This is a genomic window from Pseudozobellia thermophila, assembly GCF_900141855.1.
Lineage (GTDB): Bacteria > Bacteroidota > Bacteroidia > Flavobacteriales > Flavobacteriaceae > Pseudozobellia > Pseudozobellia thermophila.
On the sequence record NZ_FQYU01000001.1, the window covers coordinates 675,210 to 700,767 of the forward strand.

Genomic DNA, 25,558 nt, shown 5'->3' on the forward strand with positions numbered 1-25,558 from the left:
TGCCCTAACCTAGGGGCAATTACCGGAAATTAGGCGGTAGGGGTTTCGTTTTTACGATCAATTTGTTTTCTCCACCCCCAACGAATTCTCAAAACTGACCCGGGTACGCGGCAGGCTTTCGGGATAGTTTTGTTGTAGAAAAGTGATCAGTTTTTCACGGACAAAAACCCGTAGGTCCCAAGCCGTAGGCGAATCCTTGGCACTCATAAGGGCACGTATCTCCACGTAGTTGGCCTTGGTGTCGGTTACCTGAAGTACATTGACCTCGCCGTCCCAAAGGTCGGTCGACTGCAATATACGGGTAAGCTCTTGGCGGAGGGCGTCGAAAGGCACCTTATAGTCGGTATACAAAAAAACGGTGCCCAAAATATCGGCCGACGATTTGGTCCAGTTTTGAAACGGGGTCTCAATAAAATAGGTCGTGGGCACGATCAACCTCCTTTTGTCCCAAATTTTCACCACCACATAGGTGAGCATTATTTCCTCTATACGGCCCCATTCCCCTTCTACGATGACGACATCGTCGATCTTAATGGGCTGGGCTATGGCGATCTGGATACCGGCCAAGATGGTACCTATCATTTTTTGGGCCGAAAAACCGATGATGATCCCTGCCACCCCCGCCGAGGCAAATATACTGACGCCTACCTCACGGATGCCCTCGAAACTCATCAGGGCGGCACCAATGGCCAATATAATGATGATGAATATGACCACGCGTTCCAGAATGTTGAACTGTGTGGTCACCTTTCTTGCCTTGTAGTTGTCCGAAGCCTGCAGGTCGTACTTGCGCATCATATGGTGCTTTAAGATCTTTAGCAGGCTCAGCAATAGCCAGGTAAAGGCAAATATAAAGAGCAGGGTACTTGATTTTCTGAACCAATAGGTATAATCTTGGAGTCCCAATAAGTTCCGCAACGACTCCAAGCGGATGAAAATGGAAAACAGGACAAATCCTAAGGGGGTACTGATCTTTTTTACGGTTTCCAGGGGGATGAGGTACTTCGGGTTGGCGCCCAAACGCCTTACAATCCTTAGAACCACAAAATACGCCAAAAAGAGTAAGGCCAATGTGCTTAATAGGTATAGGAAGGACGTGCTGTTGATTTCAATAAAGTCATTGAGCATACCGTACATGTTTGGTTCTTTAAGTTTACTAAAAATACTTGGCATGACGTGTCCGTTCGGGCGTAAAATTGATGTAATCTATCGCATCATCAAAAAGTATTTCGAAATTCGGTCGGCAGGCTACCGATCAACCCTTATTTTTGCAGCTGAAAAACAGTGCTTTTTCGGGTTCGGGCGTGCCAAGGCCCGATTAAGGTACTGATATAATTTAGTCTGATGAAAGGAGTATTGTTAGTTAACCTGGGTTCCCCGGACAGTCCGACCGCAAAGGATGTTAAACCGTACCTCGACGAATTTTTGATGGATGAACGGGTCATCGATGTAAACAAGGTTTGGCGAAACATTTTGGTACGGGGCATCATTCTGCAAACGCGGCCCAAAAAATCGGCCGAGGCCTATGCCAAGATTTGGTGGGAGGAAGGCTCGCCCTTGATCGTAATCTCCGAAAGGTTTACCGAAAAATTAAGGGCACAGACCAATATGCCCGTAGCCTTGGGGATGCGTTATGGTTCGATGACCATAAAAAACGCACTTCAGGAATTGGCCGACAAGGGGGTCGACGACGTACTCCTGGTTCCCCTGTATCCACACTATGCCATGTCTTCCTTTGAGACCGTGGTGGTAAAGGTGATGGAAGACCAAAGACAGTTCTTCCCCAACATGAGGCTGACGACCCTGCAGGCATTCTACAAGAACCCCGACTATATCAAGGTGCTGTCAAAATTGATAGCCGACGAGTTGAAGGATTTTGAGTACGACCATATTTTGTTTTCGTACCACGGCATTCCCGAGAGGCATATCCGCAAATCGGATCCGACCGGTTACCATTGCAAGATCGATGGCAGTTGCTGTAAGGTTAATTCCGTGGCCCATAATACCTGCTATCGCCATCAGGTCTATGCGACCACCGAAATGGTAAAAAAGGAATTAGGTCTTCCCGAAGATAAGGTCAGTTCTTCCTTTCAGTCGCGTTTGGCGGGCGATCCTTGGTTGAAACCCTATACCGATTATGAGTTCGAACGCTTTCCCAAGGAAGGAAAAAAACGGTTGGCCGTGATTACCCCCGCCTTTGTATCGGATTGTTTGGAGACCTTGGAAGAGATAGCCATGGAAGGAAAAAAGCAATTTTTGGAAGCAGGCGGAACCGACTATAAGCACATACCTTGCCTAAACGACAACGATGCATGGGTCGGGGTAATGGCCAAATGGGTAAACGAATGGCAGGTCACCGGGGCCTTGCCCAGCTAATTTTACCTGGGTCGCATACCTTTAAGGTAACAATGGTCCTTGCTCTTTTTGATGATGGCATTCTAAGAACGATTCAAAGAAATTAATGGCAAACGTTTCTGCAGAACAACTCGGCGCCGAGCCCATAGGAAAACTTCTGGTCAAACAGGCCGTACCCGCATCTATAGGTATTTTGGTCATGTCGCTCAATGTTTTGGTCGACTCGATCTTTGTTGGCAATTGGATCGGGGCCATAGCCATTGCCGCCATCAATGTGGTTCTGCCGGTTTCGTTCTTTATAGGAGCCTTGGGAATGGCCATCGGTATAGGAGGTTCAAGTATCATTTCCAGGGCTTTGGGCGCCGGTGACCCTGCCAAGGCCACCAAAACCTTTGGCAATCAAATCGTGCTTACTTTCTTGATCACCATTACCATGGCCATCTTGGGCATTGGGTATGTAGATCGGCTTATACCTGCCTTCGGGGGCAAGGGTGCCATCTTCGAACTGGCAAAGACCTATTATATCATCGTACTTTATGGCGTTCCTTTTTTGGCCTTTAGCATGATGGGCAACAACGTGATCAGGGCCGAGGGCAAACCCAAGTTCGCCATGATCGCCATGATCATCCCCTCGGTGAGCAACCTGGTGCTTGACTATGTTTTTATTTACCTCCTTGATTGGGGCATGCAGGGAGCGGCATGGGCCACTACAGGAGGTTATATATTTTCGTTTTCCTATATCGTTTACTTCTTTTCCTCCAAAGGGTCGGAACTAAAGCTCAAACTCCATAGTTTACAACCCGATTTGCCCATTATCAAGGAAATCGGGGCGCTTGGGGCCGTAACCTTGGCACGGCAGGCCACTACGAGCGTAGTATACCTTTTGATGAACAATATACTGTTTGGTTTTGGAGGGGAGTCGCTTGTGGCGGTATATGGCATTGTCGGCCGTATGCAGATGTTCGCCCTTTTTCCCGTTTTTGGTGTGACCCAAGGGTTTTTGCCCATTGCGGGATTTAACTATGGGGCTAAAAAATACCAAAGGGTACGTAAATCCATAGCCATCGCCATCAAATACGCATCGCTTATGGCGGCCCTGGTCTTTATTGGTCTAATGGTCTTTCCGCAGGAAATAGCCTCCCTTTTTCTCAGCGATAGGCCGGATCAGTCGGCGGCCGATCTGGAGATCAATGCCTTTGTTTTGGGCCATATTCCCTTGGCCATGCGTTTGGTTTTTGCGGCAACGCCCATTATTGCGCTCCAGTTGATCGGATCGGCATATTTTCAGGCCATAGGCAAGGCCTTGCCCGCCTTTTTGCTCACCTTAAGCCGCCAAGGGTTCTTTTTTATTCCCCTCATTTTAATTCTTCCCAATTATTTTGACGAGTTGGGGGTATGGCTCGCCTTTCCGATTGCCGATGTATTGGCCACCATTGTTACCGGAATTTATTTGTGGAGGGAAGTACGTGCCACCTTGGCCAAGGGCGGAGGCTGATTGGCCCCTAATCCGGGGTGGGCTAAACCTATCCTTCTTCCTGCGGCAACTTGCATTGGCTTTATTTTTTCGGTGGGTACTTATTCCGCTTTTCCAGCGGCGTGCAACAGCTCCATTCCCGTCGATGACCTGGGCTTAAAGCCCGGCCAGTCTTTTTCGTTTGAGTTTTCAGGAATGTTTAGATACAGGCTGTGGTCTTCCCCTTTGAGATGGGTGCCCAAAAAGGCCGTTACAAAATGCTGGTTGATATTGTTGATCTTCCGTTGGTCCCACGAGGGTTCGGCATAGCGATAGTACTCATCGATGTGCAAACCGGGCCGCAAGGCCTCGGCAGGGGGTGGGTTGGGAGCTACATTGTGACGTGCGTTTTTATAGGTCAACAGATAGCGCTCGGCGTTAATGGCTCCCTCGTATATGGCCTTTATGCCCTTTTCATAGCCCGAGATATCGTCTTGGTCCCCTGCGACGAAGAAGGTCGGGGTGCGTAGCCCTTTCAGTCCCTCCAGGTCCCATACGCCGCGCTCCATGCCCCATGGGGCAAAAGCTACTACGGCCTTGATTCTTTGGTCTCCTTGGTTTTGATAATCGGAATTACTGGCCGCCAATTCGGCTATGGCTCTACTGCCCCCTGTCATTTGCCCGAAAAAGGCGGTGAGCCCGTCGCTGTATCCGGCCCCGGCAACGTTGAGCACGCCGTAGCCTCCCATTGAATAGCCGATAATGCCCACATGGTTGCCGTCTATGAGTCGTCCCAATTGCCCTTTCGGATCCTTTTTTCCCAAATCGGCCATGGCATTTATTACGAACCGGATGTCTTTGGCCCTGTTCAGCAGGGTGCTGTAAAAGGCATTGGCATCCTTAAAGGTCGAATCGGTATGGTCAATGGCTACGACGACATAGCCTTTCGACGCCAGGTTTTCGGTCAAATAGGTCATCAGGTACCTCGAACCGACATAGCCATGGGATACGACCACCAAGGGAAACGGTTGTGCTGCCTTTACCGGTTCGGCGTCCCTTAGGGCCCTTCCCTTGAATTCAAAGGGAAGTAAGGGGCGTAAGGAGTCGCCGCGGGTACCCATTACCTCGTGGTAGGTTACGGAAGCAGGGGTGCTCGGAGCTATACTTGCCGGATACCATATTTCGATCGTCAAAGGACGGTCGTATCTCGCTTCCTTTCCGTTTTTAGAATTCAAGATGTCGATTTGGTCGGGGTTGACCAATTGCATGGTCCGCACACCTACCCCATACGGCCCACGTGCCGCCAGTTCGGGGGCATCGGGCAGGGGGTCGCCATAAAGAAAGTCTTGGCCCTGCACATCGAATAGGATGCCCAGTAACAAAAGGAGGAAAAACGGGTACCTTGATCGGGAAAATGTAAACGACTTGGTTTTCATAAGTGTTGTATTGAGTTGATTTTAAATATATTCAATAAAATCGGTAGACCTAAACGGGGCGTCGCGATTGTTTTTGGGGTACGGTCATCTCTTCGTAACGCTGCCGGATCAGCGCTTCCCCGTATTTGCGTTCGAGCCTTCGGATGCTAAAATGGGCCTGGGCCATATTTTGAAAGTGCTGGATAAAGGCCAGGTTGATGGAGGCCCCGCCGACCGCACCGATCAAGGGAATCGCCTGCGCCACGAACTTTTCGGAAACCTGTATGCTAAAACGGGAGGCTATGGACGAAACCAAACGCAATACGGGACTGCCCGTGCCTACCAAAAGTCCTTCTATCAATTTGCCCGACGAGCCTTTGACCGCTGCATTGAGGGCAATTCGCGTGGCATAGTATCCGGTATCGAGGCTGTCGTCGTGTTTGGTTTTCCCGCCGAGGGCAAAGACCTGCAAACAGGCCAGTTGGGTATCGAGTTCCGTCAAGTTTTCCCCTTCGCTGCGGGCGATATCCATTATTGAGCGCATCATCAATTTGGTGGCGATACCCAGGTCTACGGCAAAGGCCGTGGCCCCAAATGCGCCCCCGACCGCCCCCGATGAGGTTACCATGGCCTTGTACAGGAGGTTTAAGGGCGTTTTGGGCACCTTGCCTTTACGCATCGTAAGCAAATTGGTGTTGACGACGGTATGCAGTACGTTGTACGACAGTTGTTGAAGCCACTGTTGCTGCTTCTTGGGCAGGAGCTGGATCCTCTTGTCGATAAGGTTTCCCATCTGGTTCAGTCCTTGCATGGCCCAGCTGACTTGTTCCATTTTTTGCTTGGCATTGCGGAGGGCTTCTTGGTCTTCGGTAGATAGTGTGTCGGTAGTTCTTATAATGGCCATGGTCGATGTCGTTTAAGGCTAAGTAATATAGCGAGGCAATTCGGTTATTAAAAGTACCGGGGGTTGTTTTTTTGTGGCCCCATGACCTGGGCAGGTATAATTTTTGGCTTTAAAACGATGGGGTCGGTGCGATTTGTAGGGGGTGTCACAGTTGCGGCCGATACTTTGGCCGATGTACGCCCTTCGCATACTAAAACCGTCAGAGGGGGTTAAAAGTTGAGACATTTGTCTAACTTTGGACCTCAAATAGAAACGAGTGTTGGAGTATTACAACTACATCAAGGCCTTGCATTTAATATTTGTAATCACCTGGTTTGCCGGTCTTTTTTATATTCCCCGACTGTTTATTTACCATATCGAGGCTTCCCAAAAAGCATCGCCCGAAAGGGAAATCCTTGTTAAGCAATTACAGTTGATGACCAAACGCCTATGGTACATCATTACATGGCCTTCTGCCGTACTTGCCGTACTCTTTGCCGTTTGGCTCTTAATATTGGCCCCAAATTTTCTACAACAGCCCTGGATGCATGTCAAACTGACCTTTGTCGCCCTTTTGATCGCCTATCATCTCAAAAACCACGTCATCTTTAAACAGTTGCAGCGTAATGAGGTGAACTATACTTCCAAGTATATGCGTGTTTGGAACGAAGGGGCGACCCTGCTCCTGTTCGCCATCGTCTTTTTGGTCATTTTAAAAAATGCGTTCAACTGGATTTTTGGCGTGGTGGGCATCATCGTATTGGGCATATTGCTTATGCTGGGTATTCGGCTCTACAGGCGCGTACGCGATAAAAATCCCGAAGCATAGCCCTTCTTCGATGTTTCCGATCGGCCGTATCGTTTTGACGCATTGAAAAGCGAAAGAATTTGGTGCGATATTTGCTACCTTTGATGGCAAACCCTGGTCTCTTGCTTACCGAATTGTCTCTTAGGTCCCGCATCTTCATATCGATGATTTTATTGGTGGTCATTGCTTCCATATTGATTGCCGGTATTACCATCTATCAGTACCACGAACAGGCGAAGGATTACCATAAGGCGCGTTTGGAGCGCAAGGAAGAACAAGTGAAACAGAGTGTGGAGTACGTACTGAGGGAAACCACTTATCCGGTAACGACCGAGAACCTGCCCCATATTTTTCAAATGGAAATCTATCGGATCGCCAATGTGCAGAACCAACGCCTGAATATCTATGATCTCGAGGGGCAACTGCTTAAAAGCTCCCGTCCGAAATTCGAGCAGGATTCGGTTTCCAATTGCCTTGACCCCTATATCTTGAACAGCCTCGAGGCGAGTCCCACCAAAAGGTTTGTCGACGAAAAGGTCGTTGCCGGTGACAATTACAGGGCATCGTATACCTACATTAACGACCATAAGTTCAAACCGATCGGTATATTGAATTTGCCATATTACGAAGACGATTCGATGAGCAACATGGAGTTGCGGGAGTTCTTGACGCGCTTGGCCGGGGTATATGTCCTAATGCTTTTTATAGCCATAGGCCTGGCCTATTTTATATCGACCTATATTACCCGATCGTTGCAGACCGTATCCGATATGTTGGGAAAAACCCACCTGCACCGGAGAAATGAAAAAATCTATATCAACAACCCTAGCCTAGAGATAAAAAAATTGGTAACCTCTTACAACGCGATGATCGACGAGTTGGAGCAAAGTGCGGTAAAGTTGGCCCGAAGCGAGCGGGAACAGGCCTGGCGCGAAATGGCCAAACAAGTGGCGCACGAAATCAAGAATCCTTTAACGCCCATGCGACTGAGCGTTCAGAGTTTTGAGCGCAAGTTCGACCCGACCGACCCCGATATCGAGCACAAGGTCAAGGAGTTTTCGAAGACCCTGATCCAGCAGATCGACACCATGAGCAGTATTGCCTCGGCCTTTTCCAATTTTGCCGAAATGCCGGCACAGCAGAACGAAACCCTGAACGTGGTGAAAATTGTAAAGTTGGCGCTCGATATTTTCAATGAAGAGTATATCCACTTCATTTCCGAAGAAGAGGAAATTATCGCTAAAATGGACCGTACCCAGTTGATCCGGGTGGTGACCAACTTGGTAAAAAATGCCATCCAAGCGGTGCCCGAGGTCGAATCGCCCCGTATCTTGGTTTCGGTGGCCTCTGAGAACCAGTATGTAAAAATTTGTGTGGCCGATAACGGGATCGGAATCGAAGATCAGTACAGGGATAAAATATTCGAACCCAAGTTTACGACCAAGTCGAGTGGCATGGGATTGGGTCTGGGTATGGTTAAAAATATTGTGGAGACCTACCAAGGAAGTATCGAGTTCACTTCGCAGCCCAAAAAAGGAACGGTATTTACCGTCAAGTTGCCCAAGGCAAAACCCTGATCGTTAAAACCATGGATATCCAATTGAAATAATTTAAACACTTTTACCAATGAGTTATAACAACATTCTTCTGTCATCGAACAATGGTGTGGCGAACCTAAGCATTAATCGTCCTAAAAAACTGAACGCACTTAACAAGGAAACCTTGGATGAACTGCACGCCGCCTTTGCCGATCTGGAAAAGGATGCGGAAATTAAAGTTGTCATTTTAACGGGCAGTGGCGACAAGGCCTTTGTCGCCGGGGCGGATATTTCAGAGTTTGCGCACTTTTCGGAAGAAGAAGGCGGACGGTTGGCCGCAGAGGGGCACGAAAAGGTGTTCGATTTTATCGAGAACCTTTCAAAACCGGTTATTGCCGCCGTCAACGGATTTGCCCTGGGTGGGGGACTCGAACTGGCCATGGCCTGTCACATTAGGGTAGCCAGCCAAAATGCGCGAATGGGCCTCCCCGAGGTGTCCTTGGGCGTCATTCCGGGGTATGGGGGTACGCAACGCCTACCGAGGCTTATTGGCAAGGGGCGGGCCATGGAATTGATTATGACCGCAGGCATGATCGATGCCGATAGGGCCCTAAGCTACGGCCTGGTAAACCATGTGGTTCCACAAGGGCAACTTTTGGATTTCTGTGGGGAGTTGGCCGGCAAGATATCGAATAATTCGCCCGTTGCGATCAGCTACGCAATAAAAGCGATAAATGCGGGTTTTAAGAATAGTAATGGATATGCCGCCGAGATTGCCGCTTTTGGGGCCTGTTTTGGCACAGAAGACTTTAAGGAAGGCACCTCCGCGTTCTTGGAAAAACGGAAAGCCGACTTTCCGGGAAGGTAGCATACCCGAAAATACCTACTTATGCAAATTCGAAAAAGATGGGCGGCCCTAATTCTTTGGGTGGCCATTACCGGTGTCTATGCGCAGGAAATACCTGTAGATTATACCCTGGGCGAAAACTATTCCGATAGGCATAAATATTCCAGGGTTCTGTCCATTGAGAGCGCCGAAAAGGGCAAGACCATTTTGGTGCGTACCTATTATGGGGGCTTCCCCCTTAGGCCGAAGGGCCATTTTATAGAGGTGTACGATGAGGGCCTTAACCTAGTGGCCGACTACAATTACAAGGAGTCGGGCGAGCACATGGTAGACGGCTTCGTAAAGAACGGCCAACTATACCTGCTAGAACTCCGATACGACTATAACAGCGAGGCCTACACCTATGTGGTACACCACAGTCCGATCAACGAATTCAATTTTACCGAGAGACGGCTGCTATCCATTCCTTCGAAAGAAGTACCCAATCCGCTGGCGGTCAATAAATACAACCGAAATTTCGGCAACGGGTTTTCGACGACGACGCATTTTAACGACGACCGGAGCGCCTTTGCCATTACCGTACACCACCGCGAGGGAAAGGAGCAGAAATACCGTATATTTCTCTACGGAACGGATTTAAAAAAACGGTTGGAGTACGACTTTTCCGAGGCAATCGCCGAAAAGAACTATGCCTTTGAGAACATCGAGGTGTCAAATGATATGTCATCACTTTATTTGATGGGCAAGGCCTACTTTAAGAAAAGAAGGAACAACCTTAAGGAGCGACGGTTTCAATATGAGCTGGTCAAGGTATCCGAATCGGGGCATACCATACAGGAGTTCTTGAGTGCCGGAAAGTTTCCGGAGTCGCTCAAACCCATTTTGGTCGCCGATGACCTTAAAGTGGTGGGCTTCTATGCCGACCGAAAGGATAACCGCTACAATGGTTTGGTTTACTTTAATTTAGATGCCAATACCCTGGACATACGCAGCCAAAAGTACAATCCTTTCTCGGATCAGTTTATGTTGGACAAGTTCGGACGGGAAGTGGATGCGGAAATCAAAAACCTGATTTTTAAGAGCGTATATGTAACGCCCAACAAGGACATTCTTTTTAGTGCCGAAGAGTACTTTGTGACCAAGGGGGAAGATATCAGCTCCGGAGCCACCCAAATTACCGAACGCTACCATTACAACGACATTGTGTTGGCCAAGCTCGATGCCTCAGGTAACATGGTCTGGGCCCGTAACATCAATAAGACCGAGGTTACCCAAGGCGATGCCTCCTACGCTTCGTATTCGGCATACGGCCACGGGGAAGACATGTACTTTTTTATTAATTCAGGTGAAAACCCACAAAAACTAAGCAACGAGCGCATCCTGTTCAAGCAAGGTTTTAGCCGGAACCCCAATATGTTCGTCATCAAGGTCGATGCTTCGGGCGACCTTTCGTACAAAAAACTGGTCGACGACAAGGAAGTGCGTTTGCCCATAATGGTCTCCCGCCCCTTGGTCGACAAAGCCCATGACAAGCTATTGTTCTATGCCAAAAGGGGAAGCAAGAAACAAATGGTCGAGGTGACTGTTAATTAAAGTTCCAAAACATTATAAATTGGATTTATTCCATAAATTTGGATAAAATCCAATATTTGTGAAATCCGATGATTTAATCAAGGGCCGGGGTGCGCAACGGCAGGTACCCAACAAGTTTCTCGAGCACATCCACGAGACGCGCGACGACTTTTTGGAGTACTGCAGGATGGAGGGCGAGGCGTCCGACAAGAACAAGACCCAATACCTTCCTATATTCCCAAAGACCATCGTTAACAAGGTGACGAGTCCCGATGTGGGCATGATGTATTCCATGAATCCCTACCAGGGCTGCGAACATGGGTGCATCTATTGTTATGCCCGCAACACCCATGAGTTCTGGGGCTATGGGGCGGGCCTAGACTTTGAACGAAAAATACTGGTCAAGAAAGCGGCTCCGGAACTGCTGGAAAACAAGTTGAAGGGCCAAAAATGGGAGGCCCGGACCATCGTCCTATCCGGAAACACCGATTGCTATCAGCCCGCCGAGAAAAAGTTTGAAATTACACGGGCCTGCCTTGAAGTTTTTCTCAAATACAGGCATCCCGTAGGAATAATCACCAAGAACGCCCTGATCCTTCGCGACCTCGATATCTTAAAGGAACTGGCCAAACACCGTCTTGTTGGCGTTAACGTGTCGGTCACCACATTGTCTGAAGAAACACGTAGAATACTTGAACCGCGGACAGCCACTATTTCAAAGCGGTTGGAGACCATACGGATTTTATCGGAAAACGGAATCCCCGTAAATGCCATGTTGGCCCCTATCATACCCGGTATCAACAGTCACGAGATCTTAAATTTGGCGAAAGCGGTTTCGGGGAATGGGGCCCTTTCCTTTGGCTTTACCGTGGTGCGCCTGAACGGTGCCATTGGACAAATATTTTCGGACTGGATCAAAAAGGCCCTTCCCCATAGGGCCGACAAGGTATTGCATCAGATAGCCGAATGCCATGGGGGCTCGCTGAACGATAGCCGTTTTGGGCTTAGAAATCGGGGGGAAGGAAGTATTGCGACCCAAATCCACGATTTGGTCCGACTTGCCCGGCGCACCTATTTCAAAGACCGGAAATTTCCGGAACTTAACCACGATCTGCATGCGGGGCACAAAGGGGGCCAGCTTAAACTGTTTTGAAATACGCCATTTTTTCATACTTCGTGTTAACCTTTTCGCCCATGGGGCACTAACAAGCGAAACAATTAAATAAAATTTAAGTATGAAAAAACTGGTATTTATTTTCACGTTGATGCTTTCGACCTATCAAGTAAGCGCGCAAGACTTTGGTTTTGGGGTAAAGGCAGGATTGAATATTGCGAACATAGGAGGTTCCAATTACTATGGCAATTTGGGCAGTTTCGGCTCTAAGGTAAGCTTTCACTTGGGCGGGGTGGCCGAAATTCCCATTTCTGAAAAAATGGCCATTCAGCCCGAACTGCTCTATTCGTCCCAAGGAACCAAATGGAGTTATGGAAGTAACGGTGACAACCTAACGCTCGATTACGTGAACCTGCCCATTCTTGGCAAGTATTATATCATTGAAGGGTTGAGTGCCGAGGCCGGACCATTGGTCGGGTTTTTGATTTCTGACAATGTCGACGATGAAGATCGGTTCAAAAAACTCGATGTCGCCTTTGCCATCGGGGCCTCATATAAACTGAACGCGAATATCTTTTTCAGCCTTCGATACAACAAGGGAATCGCCAATATCAACGGCAGCGATGTTAGCGGCAGCAGCCAGAACAACGTGGTTCAGATTTCGGCCGGGTATGCCTTTTAAAAAATAAGTAGTTGGTTAGTGTTGGTTAAAGACCGAAGGCGCTACTGAAAAAGCGAAAATGCTTTTCCGACGCCTTCGGTTTTTGTAAGCGCTTAGGATAGTTCCCAGCCCTTTCTGTATTTGCCTTTGACCCATGCGTTGGCCATGTCCCAATTGGTGACCTTCATGTTTTGCCCGTCCCAAAGGATTTTTCTTCTTCCGGGGTATTCGAAAGGATCCCAATCGCCAATTTTTTTACCTTCCTTCAACTTTTTGTATTGGAAAGCCTTAATGGCAAGGTTGCCCATGAGTACGGCTTCGGTCAATGGTCCTGATCGTTTAAAATCGGAAGAGGTCTCGATACCGTTCAGGCAGCCTTCCACAAAGTTGCGTTGGTGCCCGTCTACGTCGCCATCGATCCTCTTGAGATAGGGGGCCGGTGCCTTGAACATTTCCATGTTCTTACTGGGTAGCAATCGGGCGTTTCGAGAATAGGTGTCGGCCACCAAAATACCCTTGGTACCATAAAAAACGGAGCCTCCGCCACTATCGCCTATGGTTTCGCCATCGGCAAGTTCGTCGGGCAGGTCGGGCATTAGGCCGCCATCGTACCAGTTCAGGGCGATGTCGCCATGCTCTTCGGTATTGAATTTCAAGCGGACGATCGATGAGGCAGGGCACGACTCGCTATAGTCGGCCTCGACAAAATCGCCCACCCAGTTGGTGGTACAACTAGCTTCGGCCTCTGTTGGGTAGCCCAGGTCGAGCACTCCGAAAGGGGTTTCCATAATGTGGCAGCCCATATCGCCCAAGGCGCCTGTTCCGAAATCCCAGAAACCTCTCCATTTAAAGGGCAGGTAGGCCGCATTGTAATCGCGTTTTTCGGCAACTCCCAGCCATAGGTCCCAGTCGAGTCCCTTGGGTACGGGCTGCTTTTCGGTAGGTGCCGGTACCCCTTGTGGCCATACGGGGCGGTTGGTCCAACAATCTACTTTGTAGACTTTGCCGATTATCCCCGATTGTATCCATTCCTTGGCTTCCCGGCTGCCATCACTGGAGGCCCCTTGGTTGCCCATTTGGGTTACGATACCGTTTTCCTTGGCCACGGTGGTCATCAAGCGGGCCTCGTTAATGTTGTGTGTTAAGGGCTTTTCTACATACGCATGTTTTTTGGCCCGCATAAAGGGTAGGGCGATCGAGGCATGCATGTGGTCGGGCGTAGCTACCATTATGGCATCGATGTCTTTGATGTGCTTGTCGTAGACCTTTCTAAAGTCCTTGAACCTTTTGGCCTTCGGGAACTTTTTGTACGTGTCGGCTGCCCTTCGGTCGTCTACATCGCACAAAGTTACGAACTTGACCTTTCCGGTTTCGTGGAGTCCCCTCATTACGCTCGCCCCTCGGCCCCCGACGCCGAAAGCGCCCATGTACAGGGTGTCGCTGGGCGGTACATGGTCTTTGCCCATTACGAAACTAGGCACAATGGTAAAGGCGGTCGATGCGGCCGCCGCATTTTTAATAAACTTTCGTCTTTGCATAATTTTTCAGTGAGTTTAGATTGAGCATTTGAAGGTACAAAAAATATAGTTTTTTTGCCCGCGCCCTTGGGTATCAATGTGCGGTTCCCGATGACAAGGGATCCCACTCTTTGTAGAATTGTTCCAAGAAGTCCAGCATGTACTTATGTCTGGTTTCGGCCAATTTTTTCCCCGTGTCCGTATTCATCCTGTCCTTGAGCAGGAGGAGTTTTTCGTAGAAGTGGTTGATGGTCGGGGCCTTCGACTTTTTATACTCTTCCTTGGTCATTTTAAGATTGGGCGGTATGCCGGGATTGTACAGCTCCCTGTTCTTGAAACCACCGTAATTAAAGGCTCGGGCAATACCTATGGCGCCCATGGCGTCGAGGCGGTCGGCATCTTGGACGACCTGAAGTTCTTTCGAATCAAAGGGGCGATCCGGACGGGATGTAAGGGTATTCTTGAACGAAATGTTCTCGATAATCTTTATAACGTGTTGTACCGTATTCTTATCGATGTCCAACTCCTTCAAAAAGGTGCGGGCCAATTGCGGGCCGACCGTTTCGTCGCCGTCGTGAAATTTGGCGTCGGCAATATCGTGAAGCAGGGCCCCTAGGCTCACCACCAGTAGGTCTACCTTTTCTTCCTTGGCGATAAGCAGGGTGTTCTTAAAGACCCGTTGGATATGAAACCAATCGTGTCCGCCCTCGGCTCCTTTTAGGGTTTCCTTGACAAAGGCAATGGTATGTTCTACAATTTCGGCGTCGTTCATTTTTCGGTTCGGAAAGAGGTTAGGCCCGATACTACGGCTTTTTCCGCTTCCGCCAAAACGGCATCATAATTATTGTTGATCTCGATGGGCTTGTGAACGGTAAAAGTGATGTGGTTTCCTATGCCGCTCGGAAATTTTCCGTACCGCATCATTTTCCACGAATTGTCTATGGTGATGGGAACCACCAGGGCAGAAGGGGCATTTCTCATCAGGATCTTTAGGCCGGTGGCCTTAAAGGGCTTGGCATGTCCCGTACGACTACGTGTCCCTTCAGGAAATATAACGGCACTTCGCTTGTGCTTTTCGATGTACTTGCCCAATTTCGAAATTTCGACCAGGGCCTGTTTGCTGTCCTTTCTGTCGATCAATACCGATCCGCCGTGCCTTAGGTTGTACGATACACTGGGAATGCCCTTGCCCAGTTCCTTTTTGCTTACGAATTTGGGGTGGTATTTGCGCATGTACCAAATGATGGGCGGTATGTCGTGCATGCTCTGGTGGTTGGGCACAATGATCAACGGTCGATCGGTGGGCAGGTCATAGGGGTTGTTAAAGCTGTAGGTCGTGCCCAAGACATGGGTACATCGCATTAGGCAAAGGTTCAATAGGCTTACGCTCCTTTTATGGGCACTGTAACCGAAAAGGTTAAAGCAGACCCATTGAACGGGATGGAAAACCAAAAGACACAGCCCGAAGAGAATCTGGTATAGGACTGTTAACGGATAGGCCAATACTTTTTGCATGCCGCAAAAATAAGATTATTGCAAGTTCGCCAAAAAAACAGGGGGTACTAAAATACGCGATGCAGGAAAATTTTGCCATTTGACAGGGCGGGCTACCAAAAAACGGACCTTACTGTCGCCAGAAGGTCCGCTATATCAATTGTAAGATCTTGGTCTAAGAACAAAACTCCTCGAAAGCACCGATCAGGTTTTCCGCGATCAATTCCGCCGGTCTGCCCTCAATATGGTGACGTTCGATCATATGCACCAGCTCGCCATCTTTAAAAAGGGCCATACTTGGTGAAGAAGGGGGAAAAGGAACCATAAGGTTTCTGGCCGCGTTGACGGCCTCGGTATCCACACCTGCAAAAACGGTTACCGCCCTATCGGGTCTTTTGGCGTTTTGAAGGCTCAATTTGGCTGCCGGCCTTGCATTGGCGGCGGCACAACCACAAACCGAATTTACTACCACCAAGGTAGTACCTTCCTTTTTAATGGCATTTTCGACCGCTTCGGCCGTATACAATTCTTCGAAGCCGGCAGATGCCAAGTCTTCTCTCATAGGTTTTACCAATTCTTCAGGATACATATACTTCTATTTTTAGGATGACAAAGATACTTAATTAGTCGCATTTTGTTGGACGACTTAACATTACCTTAGGTAAGTTCCTTATTTTAAGAGCGTGCTTTTCGTTTTGGTTTGTGGTCCCCTGGTTTTTATTGATGTTTCCACCGCCAGAAGTTTGTGCGGAAAAGCCTTTGAAAGCTCTTTGTGCCCTTTTCGGGATATCTGGGCTCTTTTAATATCTTTGCCAAAATTTTATAGACGTTATGATAAAATGGTTCGCGGCCATTCTAGGGTATTTCCTTTACCGGTTTCCGGGAGCTATCTTGGGGTTTTTGTTGGGTAGTTTTATAGATAATCTAAGTGGGGGAGGCCGAAATGCACAGACCATTTTTCAGGACATGACTCGGCAGACCGTCTCGCCAGCCGATTTTGAACTCAATCTTCTTTCGCTGTGCTCTATTGTGATAAAGGCCGATGGTAAGGTGACCCAGCGAGAATTGGACTATGTTCGGCAGTATTTTGTCAGCACCTATGGTAAGGATAGGGCCAATGCCATTTTTCGGACCTTCAATGAAATCAACAAAAAGCACGAGATTTCTGCCCAGCGCATTTGCTCCTACCTCAACCAGCGTACCCGGTACGAATTGCGTTTGCAGTTGTTGCATTTTCTTTTTGGCATTGCACAGGCCGACGGCTCGGTTAGCGCCCCCGAGGAGAACAAGTTAAGCGATATAGCAGGTTATCTGGGTGTAGGCCGGCAAGATTTTGAGAGTATCAAGGCCATGTTCATCAAATCGGTCGACAATGCTTACAAAATTCTCGAAATCGAAAAGACGGCTACCGACGGAGAGGTTAAAAAGGCCTATCGTGCCATGGCCAAAAAGTACCATCCGGATCGGGTGAATACGCAAGACGAGGCCATTAAAAAAGGAGCCGAGGAAAAATTCAAACAGGTGCAAAAGGCCTACGAGGAAATCCAAAAGGAGCGCGGTATCGGGTAGGCCGGTGGTATGTCCCACTTTTGGTATCTTTGATAAGTAATCCTTATTTCAAACACGATGCAAGACTTTTGGTTCTATTTAAATTTGGGAGTGGGGCACGTGCTCGACATCAATGCCTACGACCACATCCTCTTTTTGGCGGCCCTGGCCCTGCCCTTCACGTTCAAAAGCTGGAAAAGCGTAGTGTTGCTCGCAACGGTGTTTACCGTTACGCACTGCCTTTCATTGGCCTTGAGCACGTACGGCGTGGTCGAAATGGATGTGGAGCTTATAGAATTTTTGATTCCGGTGACCATTGCATTGACCGCTATTTTCAACTTGGTGTTTGTCAATAGGCCATCGGCAACCAAAAGCCTGTGGCTTCACACCTTGGCCACGGCATTTTTCGGACTTATACACGGTTTTGGCTTCAGCAATTACTTTAAAATGCTGATGGCCGAGATCGACAACAAGGTGGTGCCCTTGCTGGGCTTTGCCTCGGGCATCGAGGTATCGCAGGTGGTAATCGTGCTCTCGGTTTTGACGATTTCCTACTTTGTGATATCGGGGACCAAGCTTTCACAAAAATGGTTCGTCGTCATTTTTTCAAGTTTAATTCTGCTTCTTACAATACCTATGTTGGTTCGTACGTTTCCCGTATAGGCCTTTTTTGCTTTCACTTAAAATTAACCCCAAATAATTGCCGAACTTTTTGAAAGCAGGTATCTTAGTGGTTTTCCAAGGTGATGAAAGACAGTAAACAAGAGAAATACGATAAGGCCTATCTAAGGATGGCCCAAGAATGGGGCAAACTTTCGTATTGCGAACGAAAACAGGTGGGGGCCATTATCGTTAAGGACAGAATGATCATTTCCGATGGGTACAACGGTACACCAACCGGTTTTGAGAATATTTGTGAGGACGAAGAAGGATATACCAAATGGTATGTGCTGCATGCCGAGGCCAACGCCATCAGTAAGGTGGCCTCGTCGACCCAATCTTGCGAAGGGGCAACGCTGTACATTACGCTATCGCCTTGTAGGGAATGTAGCAAGCTGATCCACCAGTCCGGCATTAAACGTGTAGTGTACCAAACGGCGTATAAAGACGATTCGGGCCTGCGGTTTTTGGAGCGGGCCGGCGTTGAACTGGTCCACATGCCCGAAATAGAAACCTTGGTCTAGCGGCCGTTGATTTATGAAAGAAAAACTCAGTTACATATGGCCGACTATCGTTGCCGCCGCTCTGGCCGTGGGTATTTTTGTCGGGGGCAAATTACATTTTAGCGATACGCCCGAAAAACTTTTCACCACCAACTCAAAGAAAGACAAGCTGAACAGGCTTATCGATTATATCGATTACGAATATGTCGATGACATCAATACCGACAGCATCGTCGACATGACGGTAAACCAAATCCTGGAAAAACTCGACCCGCATTCGGTGTACATCCCCAAACAGGATATGAAACGGGTTTCGGAAAACATGAAGGGCGATTTCGTTGGGATCGGAATTAATTTTTATACCTATAAGGATACCATAGCCGTAATACGGACGGTGCCTAATGGCCCCAGTGAGGTAAAGGGCATTAAAGGGGGCGACCGGATATTGATGGCCGATTCGGATACCCTTTATGGAAAAAACCTCCAAAGCGATGACATTGTAAAAAAGCTAAAGGGAGAGAAAGGCAGTACGGTTACCTTAAAAATATACCGCAAAGAAGAGGATCGGATTTTTGATGTAAAGGTCAAGCGGGGCATCGTTCCGATAAAGAGCGTAGAATCGTATTACATGCTCACCGACGACATAGGCTACATCAAGGTCAACCGCTTTGCGGAGTCTACCTATAAGGAGTTTAAGGAAGCCCTTGCCAAACTAAGAAAAAAGGGGGCCAACAAGTTGGCCTTGGATCTTCGCGATAACCCCGGGGGGTATTTGGGCGTGGCCGAACAAATGGCCGATGAGTTTTTACAAAAGGGAAAACTGATTCTTTTTACCAAGAATAAAAAGGGGAAAATTGATAAAATTTACGCCACCGATAAGGGCGGTTTTGAAGACAGGCCCGTATACGTATTGATAAACGAAAGGTCGGCGTCGGCAAGCGAGATCATCGCGGGTGCACTGCAAGACAACGACATCGGTACGATCGTCGGGCGTCGCTCCTTCGGCAAGGGACTGGTGCAACGCGAGATGGAATTGGGGGACGGCTCGGCCGTTCGCCTAACGGTTTCGCGATACTATACCCCAACCGGAAGAAGTATTCAGAAGACCTATAAGAACGGCACCAAGGACTATTATAAAAAATTTACCGAACGCTACCACAACGGTGAATTGGTTTCGGTCGACAGCATCAAGGTCGCCGATTCCCTGAAGTTTACCACGCCCAAGGGAAAAGTGGTCTATGGCGGGGGAGGCATAATCCCCGATGTATTCGTGCCCATAGGAACCAACGAGGAAGAGGCCGTACAGAGCATGGACAGCTACGGCTGGCTGTCTTACTTTATTTTCGAACATTTGGACGGCGACCGTCAAAAATATGCCGATTATAGCGAGCAGGAGTTTATAGACAACTTTAAGGTCGACGACATTCTTTTTCAAGAGTTTGTCGATTACTTGCTCTCGAGAAACCTTAAAATGGATTTCTATACCTACGAAAAGAGCATTAAGGTATATCTTAAGGCCGCCTTGGCCGAACAGCTCTTCGGGCCTAATGTCTATGCCAAGATAAAGAGTAGCGAAGATGCCATGTTACAGCAGGTAATTAAGCTCGACAGCCCTTCTTACGCAGCCCGTACCACACCAGGGGCGGAACAGTGATCAGTGTCGCTCTACCTTGTCCTGTATTTTTTTACTTGTCCTATAGATCAGCACCAAGAGAATGGCGCAAAGGGGGGCCAATATACCGATAACGGCAACACTGCTGTCTCCCTTGAGCGGGGCGTCAAAATCTATCATGGTGGCGTTATAGGCCATCAATGCAATGGCGATGGCAAGTAAGACGATGGTGAGTACCTTGTTCATGAATGGTCCTGTTTTTAAAAGAGTTCGTTGATGTTGGCGGCGAAAAGTTTTACGGCGATGGCCAATAAAATCACCCCGAAAACCTTTCTGATGATGTTAAGTCCGTTTTTGCCCAGCACTCTTTCTATCCGTTTGGACGATTTAAGAACGATATAAACAAAAATGGTGTTTACAAAGATAGCGATTATGATGTTTTCCACGTGGTATTCAGCCCTCAACGACAATAATGCGGTAAGTGTCCCGGCACCGGCGATTAGCGGAAAGGCAATGGGTACTATCGAGGCGCTTTCGGGTTCGTCTTCCTTGTACAGGGTAACGCCCAAGATCATTTCTATGGCCAAAAAGAAAATAATAAAGGCGCCCGCTACCGCAAATGAATAGACATCTATGCCTATAAGGTTCAGGATTTCGTCGCCGACAAACAGAAAGGAGACCATGATTATCGACGAAACAATGGAAGCCTTCTCCGATTGGATGTGTCCGACTTTTTTACGCAGGCCGATAATGATAGGGACGCTTCCCAGAATGTCGATGACGGCAAAAAGAACCATAGTGGCGGTTGCTACTTCGCGAAGGTCAAAATGAAGTTCCATGGCTTATAATTTTCGGCAAAAGTACATTTATTCGAAAAGGTTTTGGGCATAGATCTTACGATAAATTACTGTTAAATAATCGGGTTTTAAAAGTATCTTTGCCTCTGTAAAACACGATCATGTTCCAGTTAGGAAAAACCATAGTATCTGAAGAAATCATCGAAAACGATTTTGTCTGTAACCTGAATGCCTGCAAGGGCGCCTGCTGTGTTGACGGCAATGCCGGGGCCCCGGTCGAAGACGACGAAACCACCATTTTGGCCGATATTTACGAAACGGTGAAGCCCTTTCTTAGGCCCGAGGGCATAGCGGCCATCGAGGAACAGGGAACATACATTAAAGGGGAGGACGGCGAGTGGGAAACCCCTTTGGTCAACGGCAGTGAGTGTGCCTACGTGACCTTCTCCAAAAACGGGACCGCCAAGTGCGCCATAGAGGAGGCCTATAACCAAGGGGCCATTAATTGGAAAAAACCGGTCTCTTGCCACCTGTATCCGGTCAGGGTACGCGAGTATACGCAACTTACGGCCGTAAACTACCATAGGTGGGAAATTTGCGATGCAGCCTGTTCGCTGGGGCAAGAATTGCAGGTGCCTATCTACAAATTTGTAAAGGAGGCCCTGATCCGAAAATTTGGATTGGACTGGTACGAACAGCTGGAACAGGTGGCGAAGGAGCACCTTAGGCAGTAGGGATGTGCAAAATTACCTGGGTGCCCGCAGGCCGGTTTGCGGCATCGTATAGATCGACGATCTCGACGTCAAAGGAGTTTAAGTAATCCTTTGAGAAGTTGGCCAAGCGTTCCTTGGTAATCTCTATACCGACCGATTTGCGTTTTAAAACCTTGTTCTGCTTTATCTTTTCGGCGGCCTTTCGACCAATACCGTTATCGGTGATGGAAATGTCGATAAAGTCTTTGACCTTCTTCGTTATGTGAACCTCTATTTTTTTATCCCCGATTTTTGACGAGAGTCCGTGCCACAGGGCATTTTCGAGAAACGGTTGCAGGATCAACGACGGTATCCTGACGGTATGGGGGTCGATGTTCTTGTCGACATGTACCTTAAATTCTATTTCGTTGGAAAACCGGATGTTCTCGATATTCATGTAAAGTTCCACGGTTTCCAGTTCTTCGGCCAAGGGAATTTCGCGTATGGACGAGGATTCGAGTATTTTTCGGACCAATTTTGAAAATTTGTTCAGGTAGTGTACCGCGTTCTTTTGTTCGTTGTTGATGATATACAGCTTGATGGAGTTTAAGGAATTGAACAGAAAGTGCGGGTTCATCTGGCTGCGCAGCATGCTTTGTTCAAGGGTCAGCAACTTCTTGTCGTTCTTCAATTGGTATTGGCGGTAGAGAATGTAAAAAATACCGGCCAATAGGGCTATGGCAATACCGGAAACCAGCAGCCGGGTATTGTTCTTTCGCAGTTGCTGGTTGATGCTCGATACCCTGGCCTCGTTATCCTTTTCGATAATCGAATTATAGACATAGCGCACGTTTTGGTCGTTCTTGATCTGTGATTCAACGTCGAGGGAGGTTTTGTGGTATTTTAGGGCCTGTTCGTAATTTCCTTCGGCGGCCGCAAGGTCCGATAAGAAGGAATAGGCTTCTGCCCTGGTTCGCATCAGGCCGTATTTGCGGGCCAATTCAAGTCCGCTCAACAGGCTCTCTTCGGCTTCGTCGTACCTTTTCAGGTCGGTCAGGGCCCATCCCAAGGTCAGATGCACCGAGGCGATAAGGGCGTGTTCCCCCAATTTCTTGGCCCGGGCCAATGCATCGCCCAACATAAAGACGGCCATCTTGGCTTTTCCGAGGTGCACATAAACATGGGCAATACCGTTTTGACAGAGAATTTCGCCCCGCTCGTTCTTGAGTTCTTGGTTGTAGCGCAGGGCACAATTGTAACTCTCAAGGGCTTCTTCCAATCTTCCTTGGGCCTCCAGGCACTCGCCAATGTACTGGTTGTTCTCGGCCAAACCCAGTTTGTTGTTCAGGACCTCTTCCAATTTTATGGCCTTGTTGAACTGCTCGATGGCCAGGTCGTATTGCCCCAAGACCCTATAGATGTGCCCGATGTTGCTTACCGATGCGTTGATGGCCCTTTTGATGCCCATGTCGGGATGGCTCACGGTTTGGGCCCGTTCAAGGGCCTCATAGGTATGGTCGAGCGCCGCTGTTATGGCATTTATCCTTCTGTAAAGTATGCCGAGCATGTTAAGGGTATAGATTTCGAGCTCGATATTGTCGGTGTTCCTGGCTATTGCCAAGGCTTCCTTGTGCTTTTCCAACGATTCGTTGAACTGCGATAAAAAGCGAAAACGCCTGCCCAGTTCGTTCAAGGCGTATATTTGGCCGCTGTGGTAATTGTTCAGTTGGGCTATTTTGGCAAAATAGGCCATTTTGATGGTGTCTGAACTGTGTTTGGCCAGGGCCGTATGTATTTGGTCGTACGATTTAGGCGCCGACTCGATAAGGCTGTCGACCGATTTTCGGAACTGTTCTTGTTCCCCTTGGGCGAAGGAAAGCTGAAGGAGCAGGAAAAAAAAAATGGGCACAAGGTATACGTGGCGTGATATACGCGTAGGGAAACAAGGGAAAGGATATGTAATTTGGGACTGCATTAACTGTTAGAGCATATCCAAAAAATCGGATTTCTTTTGACGGGATACGGGTATTTTGTGGTTCGACTCCAAAATTACGTATCCGTCCGTTTTTAAAAATTCCTTTATTTTGTTCAAATTGATAATATACGAATTGTGAATTCTGAAGAACGAACTATCGGGCAAGAGTTCGTTGACTTCCTTTAGTTTTTTGGTAAGAACGATTTTGTGTCCGTCGCTTAAGAACACCGTACTGTAATTGCCATCGGATTCGGCATAGAGGATATCGTCACTATTGAGAAAGACCAATTTTCCGTCGGTGTTCAAGGTGATTTTTTTGTGCTTGGGGTTGGCATTAAAGCTCAGCAAAATTTTCTCCAGACGTTCGGCGGTATAGTTTCGGGCGTTGAATTTCCTGATTTTTACAATGGTTTCCCGCAAGTCGTCAGTGTCTATCGGCTTGAGCAGGTAATCGATGGCCTCGTTCTTTAAAGCCTTGATGGCGTACTGGTTATAGGCCGTGGTGATTACCACGGGAAAGTTTTTGTTCGTCAATTTCTGGATGAACTGAAACCCGTCCATGGTCGGCATCTCGATATCCAAAAAAAGACAATCGGGCGTGTTCTTCTCCAAATAGTCGAGCGCTTCGAACGGGTCCGTAAAGGAGGCGTTTACATTTATCTCATCGCTGAAGTTAGTCAGCTCCCAAGTAAGGCTCTGCAAGGCCTTGATTTCGTCGTCTACGATTACTGCATCTAACATAACATTAAGCTTTACGGTAAATTAATCAAATTTAATCGTATACCCCACAAAAGAAAAAAAATATGTACCGATGGTGATATTTACCGTATGAATGGTAATAAATGCCCCAGATTTTGATTTTGGAAGGCAATTCTTTATTAATTACTAAGAATAAACCTACAAATAAAAAGCATGTATATGGGCTGTCTCCCGCTTTGAATTTTGATGGGGCCGATTATACAAAAAAAGATACCATTTATACAAAACGGCCTGATGTTTAAGGCTCCCGACACTACTTTAGACGTGTTGTTTGGCATAGGCCTGACAAAATGTTTCCCATAATTGATAGTTGAATTTTGAGTGTATCGAGGTATAACTAAAGATGATGTTGAATTAATAATTATGGCGATGAAAAAATGTGTGATTATGTTCGGGTTACTGGTTTTGACCTTGGTCGTGGCGGCCGTTACGGATCGAAATGATAGGGAGGTGGCAGAAGAGTTGGCAACGAACCAGGAAGAGGAAGCGAACATCGCGTTCGGACAACCGAAGAAGGAATCGGGGAGGGTCGAAAGCCTCAACCCCTAACGTTTGAAATGCTGAAAACATGGATTTTTTGATAAAAACCGGTAAAATGGGCTTTTGGCTGCTCTTGCCCATAGTGCTCATTTCCAATACGCGGACCAGTGACAATAGACTGTTGGACGACCCCTTTGTCGAAGACGGTAGTTATGTCGTAAAGGCCAAGGAAATTTCAGACCTTACAATTTCGGGAAAAGCCGTTTTTAAAAAATCGGCCCTATTGAAGGGGCAAAAGAAAAAATTTTCGAGGATCGAGATCAACTTGGGGCCTTCCAAGAACGGGATCCAGCACACGATGGGCCTGGTCCTTTTTAAACAGGCCGACGGGTCGAATAACCCGGTAGGCCATTACAATGTCAGCCAAAAAACCTTGGGTTTTTCTCCTGTGGGAGAAGGCGTATTTGGTTTTGCCGACGTGGGTACCCTGGGCGAATTGCCCTTTTATACGGAACACGGAACGGTGTATGTGTCCAAAGAGGAAAACGGTTTGTTGTCCGGGACATTGAACCTGGTCATGAGAAACTTTAGGGGGAAGGCCATAAAAATAACCGGGAGTTTTCGGGCTAGAAATGAGAATTGACGTCGGTTTGCCATGTGTTTTTAGCGCATAACTGACCATAAATACGCTAACCTTCTAAAATGTATTGGGTTAAGTTGTATTATTATGGGTTTAGATGGTGGGGTTTTCAGGAAAATATTTACTTTTACATTCCCCCGATTGGTCTAACCGAGATCAAAACAGAACAGATTACTGAAATTTTTGTCAAGATAAACGTAATACAAATACGAAAGTCACAGATGGGGAATAAGCA

The 25,558-nt window shown here is 47.8% G+C and carries 26 protein-coding genes; 15 read left to right on the forward strand and 11 right to left on the reverse strand.

The window, feature by feature from the left end:
* Positions 1-57: 57 nt before the first annotated feature.
* Complete coding sequence (locus BUB37_RS02915; protein WP_072989723.1) at positions 58-1,128, reverse strand: mechanosensitive ion channel family protein; 1,071 nt, start codon at positions 1,126-1,128, stop codon at positions 58-60.
* A gap of 216 nt (positions 1,129-1,344) precedes the next feature.
* Between BUB37_RS02915 and hemH the strand changes: the two genes are divergently transcribed.
* Together hemH and BUB37_RS02925 are read left to right on the forward strand one after the other, a co-directional pair.
* Entirely contained in the window at positions 1,345-2,376 is a 1,032-nt protein-coding gene (gene hemH, locus BUB37_RS02920; protein WP_072988200.1) for a ferrochelatase, read from the forward strand.
* Between the two features lie 85 nt (positions 2,377-2,461).
* The gene (locus BUB37_RS02925; RefSeq protein ID WP_072988204.1) at positions 2,462-3,850 is read left to right on the forward strand and encodes an MATE family efflux transporter; all 1,389 of its coding nucleotides are present in this window, start codon (positions 2,462-2,464) and stop codon (positions 3,848-3,850) included.
* Positions 3,851-3,930: 80 nt separating this feature from the next.
* Here BUB37_RS02925 and BUB37_RS02930 read toward each other — a convergent pair whose 3' ends face one another.
* Positions 3,931-5,244 (reverse strand): alpha/beta hydrolase family protein, encoded by a 1,314-nt coding sequence (locus BUB37_RS02930; RefSeq protein ID WP_072988207.1) that lies wholly within the window; start codon positions 5,242-5,244, stop codon positions 3,931-3,933.
* A gap of 49 nt (positions 5,245-5,293) precedes the next feature.
* Positions 5,294-6,127 (reverse strand): EcsC family protein, encoded by an 834-nt coding sequence (locus BUB37_RS02935; RefSeq protein ID WP_072988211.1) that lies wholly within the window; start codon positions 6,125-6,127, stop codon positions 5,294-5,296.
* 256 nt (positions 6,128-6,383) lie between these two features.
* On the opposite strand from BUB37_RS02935, the gene BUB37_RS02940 reads away from it, so the two are divergent.
* The 6 genes from BUB37_RS02940 to BUB37_RS02965 all read left to right on the forward strand — a co-directional run bounded on the left by BUB37_RS02940 (position 6,384) and on the right by BUB37_RS02965 (position 12,667).
* A complete protein-coding gene (locus tag BUB37_RS02940; RefSeq protein WP_072988214.1) occupies positions 6,384-6,935 on the forward strand; it encodes a CopD family protein in 552 nt (183 codons plus the stop codon).
* A gap of 143 nt (positions 6,936-7,078) precedes the next feature.
* Positions 7,079-8,491, forward strand: coding sequence for a sensor histidine kinase (locus tag BUB37_RS02945; protein WP_072988218.1), 1,413 nt, complete (start codon positions 7,079-7,081; stop codon positions 8,489-8,491).
* A 49-nt stretch (positions 8,492-8,540) separates the two neighbouring features.
* Positions 8,541-9,320: an enoyl-CoA hydratase/isomerase family protein gene (locus BUB37_RS02950; protein ID WP_072988221.1), complete on the forward strand. Its 780-nt coding sequence runs from the start codon at positions 8,541-8,543 to the stop codon at positions 9,318-9,320.
* A 21-nt stretch (positions 9,321-9,341) separates the two neighbouring features.
* The gene (locus BUB37_RS02955) at positions 9,342-10,892 is read left to right on the forward strand and encodes a hypothetical protein (RefSeq protein ID WP_072988225.1); all 1,551 of its coding nucleotides are present in this window, start codon (positions 9,342-9,344) and stop codon (positions 10,890-10,892) included.
* Positions 10,893-10,950: 58 nt separating this feature from the next.
* Positions 10,951-12,024, forward strand: coding sequence for a PA0069 family radical SAM protein (locus BUB37_RS02960; protein WP_072988229.1), 1,074 nt, complete (start codon positions 10,951-10,953; stop codon positions 12,022-12,024).
* 82 nt (positions 12,025-12,106) lie between these two features.
* Positions 12,107-12,667, forward strand: a complete 561-nt coding sequence (locus tag BUB37_RS02965) for a porin family protein (RefSeq protein WP_072988233.1) — start codon at positions 12,107-12,109, stop codon at positions 12,665-12,667.
* A 92-nt stretch (positions 12,668-12,759) separates the two neighbouring features.
* On the opposite strand, the gene BUB37_RS02970 is transcribed toward BUB37_RS02965, so the two are convergent.
* The 4 genes from BUB37_RS02970 to BUB37_RS02985 form a co-directional block, all read right to left on the reverse strand.
* Positions 12,760-14,184 (reverse strand): Gfo/Idh/MocA family protein, encoded by a 1,425-nt coding sequence (locus BUB37_RS02970; protein ID WP_072988236.1) that lies wholly within the window; start codon positions 14,182-14,184, stop codon positions 12,760-12,762.
* Between the two features lie 73 nt (positions 14,185-14,257).
* Positions 14,258-14,935: an HD domain-containing protein gene (locus BUB37_RS02975; protein WP_072988238.1), complete on the reverse strand. Its 678-nt coding sequence runs from the start codon at positions 14,933-14,935 to the stop codon at positions 14,258-14,260.
* Complete coding sequence (locus BUB37_RS02980) at positions 14,932-15,678, reverse strand: lysophospholipid acyltransferase family protein (RefSeq protein WP_072988241.1); 747 nt, start codon at positions 15,676-15,678, stop codon at positions 14,932-14,934. Before BUB37_RS02980 ends, BUB37_RS02975 begins: the two co-directional genes overlap by 4 nt.
* Before the next feature lie 154 nt (positions 15,679-15,832).
* Positions 15,833-16,246, reverse strand: coding sequence for a BrxA/BrxB family bacilliredoxin (locus BUB37_RS02985; RefSeq protein ID WP_072988244.1), 414 nt, complete (start codon positions 16,244-16,246; stop codon positions 15,833-15,835).
* Positions 16,247-16,488: 242 nt separating this feature from the next.
* On the opposite strand from BUB37_RS02985, the gene BUB37_RS02990 reads away from it, so the two are divergent.
* The 4 genes from BUB37_RS02990 (at position 16,489) to BUB37_RS03005 (ending at position 20,022) form a co-directional block, all read left to right on the forward strand.
* Complete coding sequence (locus BUB37_RS02990; protein ID WP_072988248.1) at positions 16,489-17,226, forward strand: TerB family tellurite resistance protein; 738 nt, start codon at positions 16,489-16,491, stop codon at positions 17,224-17,226.
* 57 nt (positions 17,227-17,283) lie between these two features.
* On the forward strand, positions 17,284-17,868 hold the full coding sequence (locus tag BUB37_RS02995) for a HupE/UreJ family protein (protein WP_072988251.1): 585 nt from the start codon (positions 17,284-17,286) through the stop codon (positions 17,866-17,868).
* Positions 17,869-17,951: 83 nt separating this feature from the next.
* Positions 17,952-18,389: a deoxycytidylate deaminase gene (locus BUB37_RS03000; RefSeq protein WP_072988254.1), complete on the forward strand. Its 438-nt coding sequence runs from the start codon at positions 17,952-17,954 to the stop codon at positions 18,387-18,389.
* Between the two features lie 13 nt (positions 18,390-18,402).
* The gene (locus BUB37_RS03005) at positions 18,403-20,022 is read left to right on the forward strand and encodes a S41 family peptidase (RefSeq protein ID WP_072988258.1); all 1,620 of its coding nucleotides are present in this window, start codon (positions 18,403-18,405) and stop codon (positions 20,020-20,022) included.
* Here the strand turns inward: BUB37_RS03005 and BUB37_RS03010 are convergent, their stop codons facing one another.
* Positions 20,023-20,226 carry a hypothetical protein gene (locus BUB37_RS03010; protein ID WP_072988262.1) on the reverse strand — a complete coding sequence of 68 codons (204 nt, stop codon included), beginning with the start codon at positions 20,224-20,226 and terminating at the stop codon, positions 20,023-20,025.
* A 14-nt stretch (positions 20,227-20,240) separates the two neighbouring features.
* A complete protein-coding gene (locus BUB37_RS03015; RefSeq protein ID WP_072988266.1) occupies positions 20,241-20,819 on the reverse strand; it encodes a MarC family protein in 579 nt (192 codons plus the stop codon).
* Positions 20,820-20,938: 119 nt separating this feature from the next.
* On the opposite strand from BUB37_RS03015, the gene BUB37_RS03020 reads away from it, so the two are divergent.
* Complete coding sequence (locus BUB37_RS03020) at positions 20,939-21,511, forward strand: DUF3109 family protein (protein WP_072988270.1); 573 nt, start codon at positions 20,939-20,941, stop codon at positions 21,509-21,511.
* Here the strand turns inward: BUB37_RS03020 and BUB37_RS03025 are convergent.
* Entirely contained in the window at positions 21,501-23,378 is a 1,878-nt protein-coding gene (locus BUB37_RS03025; RefSeq protein WP_244526709.1) for a tetratricopeptide repeat protein, read from the reverse strand. The two genes, BUB37_RS03020 and BUB37_RS03025, sit on opposite strands and share 11 nt — an antisense overlap.
* Before the next feature lie 72 nt (positions 23,379-23,450).
* Entirely contained in the window at positions 23,451-24,185 is a 735-nt protein-coding gene (locus BUB37_RS03030; protein WP_072988274.1) for a LytR/AlgR family response regulator transcription factor, read from the reverse strand.
* A gap of 405 nt (positions 24,186-24,590) precedes the next feature.
* Here BUB37_RS03030 and BUB37_RS21565 point away from each other — a divergent pair, with 405 nt between their 5' ends.
* Both BUB37_RS21565 and BUB37_RS03040 read left to right on the forward strand, forming a co-directional pair.
* Positions 24,591-24,752, forward strand: coding sequence for a hypothetical protein (locus BUB37_RS21565; protein ID WP_170863104.1), 162 nt, complete (start codon positions 24,591-24,593; stop codon positions 24,750-24,752).
* Positions 24,753-24,771: 19 nt separating this feature from the next.
* On the forward strand, positions 24,772-25,326 hold the full coding sequence (locus tag BUB37_RS03040; protein WP_072988281.1) for a hypothetical protein: 555 nt from the start codon (positions 24,772-24,774) through the stop codon (positions 25,324-25,326).
* Positions 25,327-25,558 lie beyond the last annotated feature (232 nt).

Excerpts from the sequence above, each read along its gene's own strand:
- BUB37_RS03010 (WP_072988262.1), bottom strand. The coding sequence starts at position 20,226 with ATGAACAAGGTACTCACCATCGTCTTACTTGCCATCGCCATTGCATTG.
- BUB37_RS03015 (WP_072988266.1), bottom strand. The coding sequence starts at position 20,819 with ATGGAACTTCATTTTGACCTTCGCGAAGTAGCAACCGCCACTATGGTT.
- BUB37_RS03040 (WP_072988281.1), top strand. The coding sequence starts at position 24,772 with ATGGATTTTTTGATAAAAACCGGTAAAATGGGCTTTTGGCTGCTCTTG.
- BUB37_RS02945 (WP_072988218.1), top strand. The coding sequence starts at position 7,079 with ATGATTTTATTGGTGGTCATTGCTTCCATATTGATTGCCGGTATTACC.
- BUB37_RS02935 (WP_072988211.1), bottom strand. The coding sequence starts at position 6,127 with ATGGCCATTATAAGAACTACCGACACACTATCTACCGAAGACCAAGAA.
- BUB37_RS02930 (WP_072988207.1), bottom strand. The coding sequence starts at position 5,244 with ATGAAAACCAAGTCGTTTACATTTTCCCGATCAAGGTACCCGTTTTTC.
- BUB37_RS03000 (WP_072988254.1), top strand. The coding sequence starts at position 17,952 with ATGAAAGACAGTAAACAAGAGAAATACGATAAGGCCTATCTAAGGATG.
- BUB37_RS02925 (WP_072988204.1), top strand. The coding sequence starts at position 2,462 with ATGGCAAACGTTTCTGCAGAACAACTCGGCGCCGAGCCCATAGGAAAA.
- hemH (WP_072988200.1), top strand. The coding sequence starts at position 1,345 with ATGAAAGGAGTATTGTTAGTTAACCTGGGTTCCCCGGACAGTCCGACC.
- BUB37_RS02970 (WP_072988236.1), bottom strand. The coding sequence starts at position 14,184 with ATGCAAAGACGAAAGTTTATTAAAAATGCGGCGGCCGCATCGACCGCC.
- BUB37_RS02915 (WP_072989723.1), bottom strand. The coding sequence starts at position 1,128 with ATGCTCAATGACTTTATTGAAATCAACAGCACGTCCTTCCTATACCTA.
- BUB37_RS02990 (WP_072988248.1), top strand. The coding sequence starts at position 16,489 with ATGATAAAATGGTTCGCGGCCATTCTAGGGTATTTCCTTTACCGGTTT.
- BUB37_RS02995 (WP_072988251.1), top strand. The coding sequence starts at position 17,284 with ATGCAAGACTTTTGGTTCTATTTAAATTTGGGAGTGGGGCACGTGCTC.
- BUB37_RS02980 (WP_072988241.1), bottom strand. The coding sequence starts at position 15,678 with ATGCAAAAAGTATTGGCCTATCCGTTAACAGTCCTATACCAGATTCTC.
- BUB37_RS02985 (WP_072988244.1), bottom strand. The coding sequence starts at position 16,246 with ATGTATCCTGAAGAATTGGTAAAACCTATGAGAGAAGACTTGGCATCT.
- BUB37_RS02955 (WP_072988225.1), top strand. The coding sequence starts at position 9,342 with ATGCAAATTCGAAAAAGATGGGCGGCCCTAATTCTTTGGGTGGCCATT.
- BUB37_RS02965 (WP_072988233.1), top strand. The coding sequence starts at position 12,107 with ATGAAAAAACTGGTATTTATTTTCACGTTGATGCTTTCGACCTATCAA.
- BUB37_RS02950 (WP_072988221.1), top strand. The coding sequence starts at position 8,541 with ATGAGTTATAACAACATTCTTCTGTCATCGAACAATGGTGTGGCGAAC.
- BUB37_RS02975 (WP_072988238.1), bottom strand. The coding sequence starts at position 14,935 with ATGAACGACGCCGAAATTGTAGAACATACCATTGCCTTTGTCAAGGAA.
- BUB37_RS03020 (WP_072988270.1), top strand. The coding sequence starts at position 20,939 with ATGTTCCAGTTAGGAAAAACCATAGTATCTGAAGAAATCATCGAAAAC.
- BUB37_RS03005 (WP_072988258.1), top strand. The coding sequence starts at position 18,403 with ATGAAAGAAAAACTCAGTTACATATGGCCGACTATCGTTGCCGCCGCT.
- BUB37_RS21565 (WP_170863104.1), top strand. The coding sequence starts at position 24,591 with ATGTTCGGGTTACTGGTTTTGACCTTGGTCGTGGCGGCCGTTACGGAT.
- BUB37_RS03030 (WP_072988274.1), bottom strand. The coding sequence starts at position 24,185 with ATGTTAGATGCAGTAATCGTAGACGACGAAATCAAGGCCTTGCAGAGC.